Annotated in this window: 7 protein-coding genes and 1 pseudogene; 6 read left to right on the top strand and 2 right to left on the bottom strand. The window is 71.3% G+C overall.

What is annotated here, in order from left to right:
• On the top strand, window positions 1–1,536 hold a 1,536-nt coding region (locus VF794_RS40500), incomplete at its 5' end, for a tetratricopeptide repeat protein (protein ID WP_331119217.1).
• A gap of 9 nt (window positions 1,537–1,545) precedes the next feature.
• On the opposite strand, the gene VF794_RS40495 is transcribed toward VF794_RS40500, so the two are convergent.
• Both VF794_RS40495 and astB read right to left on the bottom strand, forming a co-directional pair.
• Entirely contained in the window at window positions 1,546–2,049 is a 504-nt protein-coding gene (locus tag VF794_RS40495) for a YbaK/EbsC family protein (protein ID WP_331119215.1), read from the bottom strand.
• Between the two features lie 102 nt (window positions 2,050–2,151).
• Window positions 2,152–3,477 carry an N-succinylarginine dihydrolase gene (gene astB, locus VF794_RS40490; protein ID WP_331119213.1) on the bottom strand — a complete coding sequence of 442 codons (1,326 nt, stop codon included), beginning with the start codon at window positions 3,475–3,477 and terminating at the stop codon, window positions 2,152–2,154.
• Between the two features lie 5 nt (window positions 3,478–3,482).
• Here astB and VF794_RS40485 point away from each other — a divergent pair, with 5 nt between their 5' ends.
• From VF794_RS40485 to VF794_RS40465, 5 genes and pseudogenes are all read left to right on the top strand, one after another.
• Window positions 3,483–4,445 (top strand): lysophospholipid acyltransferase family protein, encoded by a 963-nt coding sequence (locus VF794_RS40485; RefSeq protein ID WP_331119211.1) that lies wholly within the window; start codon window positions 3,483–3,485, stop codon window positions 4,443–4,445.
• A 14-nt stretch (window positions 4,446–4,459) separates the two neighbouring features.
• Entirely contained in the window at window positions 4,460–4,990 is a 531-nt protein-coding gene (locus VF794_RS40480; RefSeq protein WP_331119209.1) for a hypothetical protein, read from the top strand.
• Window positions 4,983–5,912, top strand: a complete 930-nt coding sequence (locus tag VF794_RS40475; RefSeq protein WP_331119207.1) for an LptA/OstA family protein — start codon at window positions 4,983–4,985, stop codon at window positions 5,910–5,912. Before VF794_RS40480 ends, VF794_RS40475 begins: the two co-directional genes overlap by 8 nt.
• On the top strand, window positions 5,909–6,646 hold the full coding sequence (gene lptB, locus VF794_RS40470) for an LPS export ABC transporter ATP-binding protein (protein WP_331119205.1): 738 nt from the start codon (window positions 5,909–5,911) through the stop codon (window positions 6,644–6,646). The genes VF794_RS40475 and lptB overlap by 4 nt, the downstream gene beginning before the upstream one ends.
• A 263-nt stretch (window positions 6,647–6,909) precedes the next feature.
• Window positions 6,910–7,845, top strand: a pseudogene (locus VF794_RS40465) (RNA polymerase sigma-54 factor); the annotation flags it as partial.

The following is a 7,845-nucleotide window of genomic DNA, read 5'->3' as shown; positions in this document are numbered from 1 at the left end:
CCGGAGAACGCGCTGCTTCAGCTCGCCACCGAGTGGGGCGTGCCCGGCCTGCTGCTGCTCGCCGTGGGGCTGTGGGGCTTCGGTCGGCTGCTGCGCCGGGCGGGGTGGGGCACGGTGGAGCTGTCGGTGCTCGCGGGCGTGGTGGCGCTCGGACTGCACGACCTCTTCGACTTCAGCCTGGAGTTTCCCGCGACGATGGTGGCGGCGCTCGTCGCCCTGGCCACCGTGGTCCGGCCCGAGCACCGCGCACGTTCCGAGGCTCCGGCCTCCCGCGGCCTGGCTCCCCCACATGGGCTCGCGGCGGGAGGGGTGCTCGCCGCCGTGGCCCTGGCCGCGCTCGTCCCAGGCCGGCACACGCTGTCCGCCGCCGAGGAGGAGCTTGGGAGGCTCGTCGCCGCGCGCGCCCCGCTCTCCGAGGTGCGGGCCCGGGGGCTCGTCCTCATCGACCGGCACCCGACCGACTACGCCCTGCATGACCTGCTGGGCACCGCCTGCGTGGCCTCGGGGCCCTCGGGCGCGACCGAGGCGCTCGCCTTCGCCAACCGGGCCCTCTTCCTCAACCCGTTGGATGCCCGGGCCCACCGCGTGGCCGCGCGCGCCCTGCTCGCCCTGGGGGGCCGCACCCAGGCCTTCCTCGAGTACCGCCTGGCCTTCGAGGCCGGAGACCGGGAGGTGCTGTGGAACGAGGCGCTCGGACGGGCGCGCACCCTCGATGAGCTCCAGGCCCTCACGCCGGACTCGCCGCGCGAGGCGGTGCGGTTCGCCACCGAACTCGTGCGGGCCGGGCGTCACGAGGAGGCCCTCCCCTGGCTCGCCTGGGCCCGGGAGCGCTTCGACGCGGCGCCGGAAGCGGTGGGCCTGTGGGAGCGCGAGACGCGCCTGCGACTCGACCGGCGCGAGCTGAAGCAGGCCGAGGCCGCGAGCGCCGAGGTCTCCCGCCGGGCTCCGGACGCACTCGCCTCGCACCTGCTGCGCGTGGACGTGCTCCGGGCCCAGGAGCGGAACGACGAGGCGTTGAAGTTCCTCGAGGAGGTGCGCACCCGCTTCCCCGGCGACGTGGAGCTGGCCTTCATGTTCGCGCGGCTTCAGATGGACATGGGCCTTCCCCGGCGCGCGCGGGAGACGCTCCAGCGGGTGAGCCCCTTCCTCTCCGACCTGACGCAGCGGGCCCGGCTCTTCATGCTCGAGGGCGACAGCTTCGAGCGGGAGGGCTTGCGTGCGCGGGCGCTCGACTCCTGGCAGACCGCGGCGCGCCTCCAGCCCAACACGGACGCGTGGTTCCGGGTGGCGCGCCTCCACGAGTCGATGCACCAGATGGATGCCGCGGCGCGGGCCGTGCGCGAGGGGGTGAGGCTGCTGCCCTCCGACAAGCGCGCGGAGGCGGAGGCGTGGGCGGCCCGTCTGGAGGAAGGGGAGCGCCAGCGCGTGGAGGCGCGGCGCCAGGAGCGGATCGGAGGCGGGGAGCGGGAGCCGGAGCTCCTGCGGGCGCTCGGCTCGGACGAGGACGTGGCCTCGGGAGGAGACGAGGCGCCTTGAGCCGCCCCGCTACGGGTGCAGGTCGTGGTGCACGGTGGGGTGGGCCGGACGCTCGATGAGGAGAGCGGCCATCCGGGGGGCCTCGAGGCCGATGAAGTCCTCGACGCTCACCTCCAGTGCCTCCTCGTGCGAGCCGGCGCGCAGCAGCAGGTCCTCCGCCACGCCCAGGCTCTCATCCATCACCACGGGCAGCCCGTAGAGCTTGCCGAAGGGCGGCTCCGCGCCCAGCTCACATTCGGGAAAGAGGTTCGCGAACTCGTCCTCGGTGGCCAGCCGCGCCTCCCGGGTGCCGAGGGCCTCGCCCACCTTCTCCAGGTCCAGCGTCTCCACGGCGGGAATGAGGCAGATCCAGAGCTGCTGGTCGGCCCGGACGATGACCGACTTGGCCACGCGGTAGCCCGTCACGTGAAGCGCCTGCGCCAACTCCTGCGCCGTCACCGCGCGCGGGTGCCAATGGCGGAGGAAGGGCACGTGGTGGTCGTGCAGGTAGTGCTGGATGGACTCGGGAATCATGGATCGTGGCTCCTCGTCTCTCGAAGGTGCACCGCCCTCGTTCCAACGTCCATGCCACTTCGGACGCGCGCCCACCGAGCAGGCGGGCGCGCGCCCCCGGGCTCACTTCTGGAAGTCGTAGACGCTGCCCAGGTTGAGGATTCGCGTCAGCTCATCGAGCGCCGTCATCGTCTCGCGGGCCAGTTGCGGGTCCGCCAGCTCCTTGGCGCGCAGGTCCTCGCGGTAGTGTCGCTTGACCCAGCCGGCGAGCGCCTCGTGCAGCTCCGGGGTGTAGAAGACGTTGGCCTTCACCGCGGCGCGCTCGGCGTCGGTGAGCCACACGCGCTGGCGCAGGCACGCCGGGCCGCCGCCGTTGTTCATCGACTGGCGCACGTCCAGGTAGTGCACGTGCTTGACCGGGTTGTTCTCGGCCACCACGCGCTCCAGGAAGCGCCGCGCCGGCTCCGTCTCCCGGGCCTCCTCGGGCGCCACGATGGCCATGGTGCCGTCCGGCAGCGACAGTACCTGCGAGTTGAACGGGTAGGCCTTCACCGCGTCACGCGCCGGCAGCTCCTCCTGCGTGGCCAGGGTGTACGTGAAGCCCTCGCCCAGCTTCTCCCGGAGCGTCTTCAGCAGCCCCTGGGGGTCCACGAAGGCCAGCTCGTGCAGCATGAGGAAGCTGCCGTTGCCCACCGCCATCACGTCCGTGTGGAAGGCGCCGGAGTCGATGCCCTCGGGCGCCTGCTGCGGCAGGAGCACCTGGGCCGGGTCCAGCTTGTGCAGCCGGGCGAGCGACTGGCTGGCCTCGAACGTCTGCCGGGCGGGGAAGCGGCTGGGGTGGCGCACGTCGTCTCGCCAGGCGCTCCGTCCCCAGGCGAACAGGTGCACCGCCTTGTGCCCCGGGGTGGACAGCCGGGTGTGGTTGGCCGCGCCCTCGTCCGCGAAGTGTCCGCCGCCGGGCAGCGGTGCATGGACGGCGAAGCGCTGCTCGTCCGCGAAGATGGAGCGCAGCACCGAGTGCGTCGTCTCCGCCTCCAGCGCCCGGTGGAACATCTGCTGGAGGTTGGCCGGTGTCAGGTGCATCCGCCCGTCCGCCGTGTCCTCCGAGGGCGCCCCCGTGGCCGCGTTCGCCGTCCACATGGCGGCGGAGCTGGAGGTGAGCCGCAGCAGGTGGTTGGCCTCCTGTCCGGCCCGGGTGATGACCTCCTCGTCCGTGCCGGTGAAGCCCAGCATCCGCAACGCCTTGAGCGAGGGCCTCGGCTGGGGCGGCAGCACGGCCTGTCCCACCCCCAGGCTCGCCACGAAGCGCATCTTCTCCAGTCCCTGGAGGGCGGCCGCGCGAGGGTGGCTCACCTCGCCCCCATGGGTGGTGGACGCCAGGTTGCCGGGCGAGAGGCCACCGTAATTGTGGGTGGGACCAACGATGCCGTCGAAGTTGTATTCGCGCATGGGATATGGAAACGCTCGTGGAGCGCCCACCCTTAGCAAAGCGCCTCAAGCGTTTCCTCCGTTACCTGCTCGTCCGTGCGGCACTGGCCATCGTGAGTGCCCTGCCGCTGGGGCTCGCCCGGGGCTTGGGGGCCGGCTTCGGCCGGTTCGCCTTCGCCGTGGCCGGCGGGGAGCGCCGCAAGGCCTTGAAGTCCCTGGCCCGCGCCTTCCCGGAGAAGTCCGACGCGGAGCGGCATGCCCTGGCCCGCGCCTCCTTCCGTCACCTGGGCATGGCCGCCTTCGAGGTGGGGGCCACCACCTCCATGGACCAGCAGCTCGAGCGCCTGGTGCGCTGGTCGGACGAGGACCGGAGCGTCCTGGAGGCGGCGCTCGCCCGGGGCAAGGGCGTCGTCTTCATCTCGGGCCATGTGGGCAACTGGGAACTGCTGGCCCGGCGTGTGGCGCGGGCGGGCTACCCCAGCCAGAGCATCGCCAAGGAGACCACGGACCCCCGGCTCACCGCCCTCGTCGAGCGCTTCCGGGCCCAGGGCGGGGTGCGCAGCATCTGGCGCGGCCAGGAGGGGGCGGCGAGGGCCATGCTGCGCGCCCTCAAGGCGGGGGAGATCCTCGGACTGCTCATCGACCAGGACACGAAGGTGCAGTCCCTCTTCGTTCCCTTCTTCGGCGAGCTGGCGGCTACGCCCCGGGCGGCGGCGGACCTGGCGCTGCGCACCGGCGCGGCGGTGGTGGTGGGCTTCTGTCAGCGCGAGGGCGACGGCTACCGGCTGTGGATGGAGGAGGTGCCCTGGCGGGCGGGCGAGGACCGCGAGGCGGATGCCCTGGCCCTCACCGCCGCGCTCTCCCAGCGAATCGAGGCGGCCATCCGCCGGGCCCCCGAGCAGTGGGTATGGATGCACCAGCGCTGGAAGACCCGACCCCCCGAGCCAGCGGGCGTGCTCGTTCCGGGAGCGCCCACCCCGACCCGGTGATAGGAAGTGGCTCCGTGTCCCGTTCCGTCCTCCTGTCGAGCCTCCTCGCCATCCTGGCGGCCTGCGCCCCGAAGCAGGCGCCCGGCGACGCCTCCGAGCCGCCCGCCGTGGTGATGCGGGGGGTGCGGCTGCGCTCGTATGACGGCAGCACCCTGACCCTGACGGGGAATGCCGGGCAGGCCACCTACCAGCGCTCGGGGGACCTTACCGCCACCCAGGCCACCCTGCAGGTGCTGGGCAAGGACCAGGGGCACGGCCAGACGGGCGACACCCGGGTGCGCGCGCGCCTCATGGAGGGCAACGTGGGCACGCGGCAGATGGTGGCCTCGGGCGACGTGGAGGTGCGCACCGCCTCGGGGATGGTGGCGCACACGCCTCGGGCCACCTATGACGGGGCCCGGCAGTCGGCGCGCGGCACCGAGGGCATCCAGGTGAAGGGGCCGGACTATGGTCTCACGGCGGACACCTTCTCGCTGTCCTTCCCCGACGACCAGTTCACCTTCGAGGGCTCGGTGGAGACCGTCCTGGGAGCCGCGCGTGATTGAGTACCTCGTGATGGCCTTCTTCGCGGGCCAACCGGTGCAGCCCGCCGCGGCCACCTCCCATGCGGGCCCACCCCGCGAGGCGGAGGCCCCCCAACTGGGCGAGCCGGTGCGCATCTCCTCCGACCTGGTGACGGGCTCGCGCAACCAGGCCGTCTTCAAGGGCAACGTGGTGGTGAAGCACCGCACCCTGGATCTGCGGTGCAACGAGCTGATCGCCCACTACACCGGCCCGCGCGAGGTGACACGCGTGGAGTGCGTGGGCAACGTACGCGCGGTGGACGGCGACCGCACCGCCACGGGCGAGCGGGCCGACTTCGACGTGCCCACGGGCGTGCTGGTGGTGACGGGCAACCCCGAGGCGCGCGACCCGACGACGCACCTTCGGGGCTCCCTGGTGCGCCTGCTGCTCGGCAGCAAGAACTTCGACGTGGAGAACGCTGTCGTCGTCCTCGAAGGGGCCCCGGTGAAGCAGCCGCGCCGGAGCGCGGGCCGGGAGTCCCCCCCGTCGCGCAACCCGACGGAGATCTCCTCGAAGCGGGTGGCCGGCACGCGCAACCAGGCCGTCTTCACCGGCGATGTGGCGGTGAAACACCGCACCATGGACATGCGGTGCGACAGGATGATCACCTCCTACAACGCCGCACATGAGGTGACGCGCGTGGAGTGTGTGGGCAACGTGCGGGCGACGGACGGCGAGCGGACGGTCAGGGGCGAGCGAGCGGACTTCAACGTGCCCACGGGGGTGTTGGTGATGACGGGCAACCCCGAGGCGCGCGATCGGACGACGCACCTGCGGGGCACCAAGGTGCGCATGACGCTCGGCAACGAGAACTTCGAGGTGGAGAACGCCGTCATCACCGTCGAGCCGGCCCCCCCGGCGGAGCAGCCTCGGCGCGAGCCGGGTGGGGGCACGGGCAGATGAGCGGCCAGTTGTTCGCGGAGGGCCTCCAGAAGACCTTCCGGAAGCGCCAGGTGGTGCGCGGTGTCTCCTTCCACGTCGCCCAGGGCGAGGTGGTGGGGCTGCTCGGTCCCAACGGCGCGGGGAAGACCACGAGCTTCAACATGGTGGTGGGCCTGGTGCGGCCCGACGGCGGCCGCGTGCGCGTGGACGCCGAGGACCTCACCCACCTGCCCATGCACCGGCGCTCCCGCCGCGGCCTGGGCTACCTCCCCCAGGAGGCCTCCATCTTCCGCAAGCTGACCGTGCGCCAGAACTTCCTGGCCGTGCTGGAACTCCAGCCGGGCTTGGACGCCGCCGCCCGCGAGAAGCGCGCCAGCGAGCTCCTGGAGGAGTTCGGCCTGGGCCATGTGGCCGACTCGCTCGGTGAGACCCTCTCCGGGGGCGAGCGCCGCCGCGCCGAGATCGCCCGCTCGCTCATCCCCAACCCCCGCTTCATCCTCTTCGACGAGCCCTTCGCCGGCGTGGACCCCATCAACGTGGGCGACCTCCAGCGGCAGATCGCCCACCTGAAGTCCCGGGGCCTGGGCGTCCTCATCACCGACCACAACGTCCAGGACACCCTGGGGATCTGCGACCGCGCCTACATCATCGCACAGGGTCAAATCCTGGAAGAGGGCACACCGGAGCAGATTGCCGCCTCGGCCCGGGCGCGCGCCGTGTACCTCGGCGAGCGATTCCGCTTGCAGTCGGTTTGAAGGCCGAGAATCCGGCATGGGCAGCCTCCCGGGCTCCCCTCCTCGCTTGGCCTTTCGGACACACGCGCCGTCCATTCGTGAACGCCTTCCGAGCGGACGAGACGGTGTAAGTGTCCGGAATAAATGAAGAAATTCACAGAATGCAAAGCACAGGCCGGACTCGCGGGCACTGGACGAAGTCAGGGGGGCTTGTTACCTTGGCACGGTCCTTGATGGCGGTTTGCCGTCGAGTCGATTGTTGAATTGGGCGGGAGACCCTCCGAATGGCGATGGAACTCAAGCAGAGCCTGAAGCTTTCGCAGCAGCTGGTGATGACGCCCCAGCTGCAGCAGGCCATCAAGCTGCTGCAACTCTCCCGGATGGAGCTGCTGGAGCAGGTCCGGGAGGAGATGGACCAGAACCCGCTGCTGGAGCAGCCGGACGAGACGCCCTTTGGCGACACTGCGGGCAAGGAGCCGGGCGAGGCCTCGATGGAGGCGGCGAACACCGAGATTCCCCCCGACATCGCGGACAACCGCACGCCGGACGCGGCGCCGGAGTTCAAGGCCGATGGGGATGGGCCGCCGGAGATCGACTGGGAGGCCTACCTCAACAGCTACCAGTTCAACGAGCCGACGACCGCCTCCAACAAGGGCAACGTGTCCACCGAGGACATGCCCTCCTTTGAGGCCAACCTCGTGGAGAAGGAGGACCTGGTCGACCACCTCCAGGAGCAGCTCGGCACGCTGCGGCTCAACGAGGCCGAGCGGCGCGTGGGCATGCTCATCCTGGGCAACCTCAACCACGACGGGTACCTGACGCTGGACGACGTGGAGGGAGACCCGCTCATCCGCCTGGCCAACGAGGCGGACGTGCCCATGTCGGTGGCCGAACGCACGCTGCGCCGCATCCAGAACCTGGAGCCCAAGGGCTGCGCCGCGCGGGACCTGCAGGAGTGCCTGCTCATCCAGGTGGCCGCGCTCAAGGACAAGCACGCGTCGCTGCTGGGCCTCATCATCAAGCGCCACATGAAGTACCTCGAGAGCAAGAACCTTCCGGCGATCGCGAAGGACCTGAAGGTGCCGCTCGAGGAGGTGGTGGAGGCGTCCAAGCTGCTGCCGAAGCTGGACCCGAAGCCGGGCCGCAACTTCAGCGGGGACGACGCGCAGTACATCACCCCCGACGTGTTCGTCTACAAGATGGGCGAGGACGAGTACACG

This window comes from Archangium sp., from assembly GCF_036389735.1.
Lineage (GTDB): Bacteria > Myxococcota > Myxococcia > Myxococcales > Myxococcaceae > Archangium.
This window is presented reverse-complemented; position numbering and strand designations above follow the sequence as displayed.

What these genes read in the sequence shown, in the direction of transcription:
- VF794_RS40495 (WP_331119215.1), bottom strand. Translation starts at nt 2,049, where the DNA reads ATGATTCCCGAGTCCATCCAGCACTACCTGCACGACCACCACGTGCCC.
- astB (WP_331119213.1), bottom strand. Translation starts at nt 3,477, where the DNA reads ATGCGCGAATACAACTTCGACGGCATCGTTGGTCCCACCCACAATTAC.
- VF794_RS40485 (WP_331119211.1), top strand. Translation starts at nt 3,483, where the DNA reads ATGGAAACGCTCGTGGAGCGCCCACCCTTAGCAAAGCGCCTCAAGCGT.
- lptB (WP_331119205.1), top strand. Translation starts at nt 5,909, where the DNA reads ATGAGCGGCCAGTTGTTCGCGGAGGGCCTCCAGAAGACCTTCCGGAAG.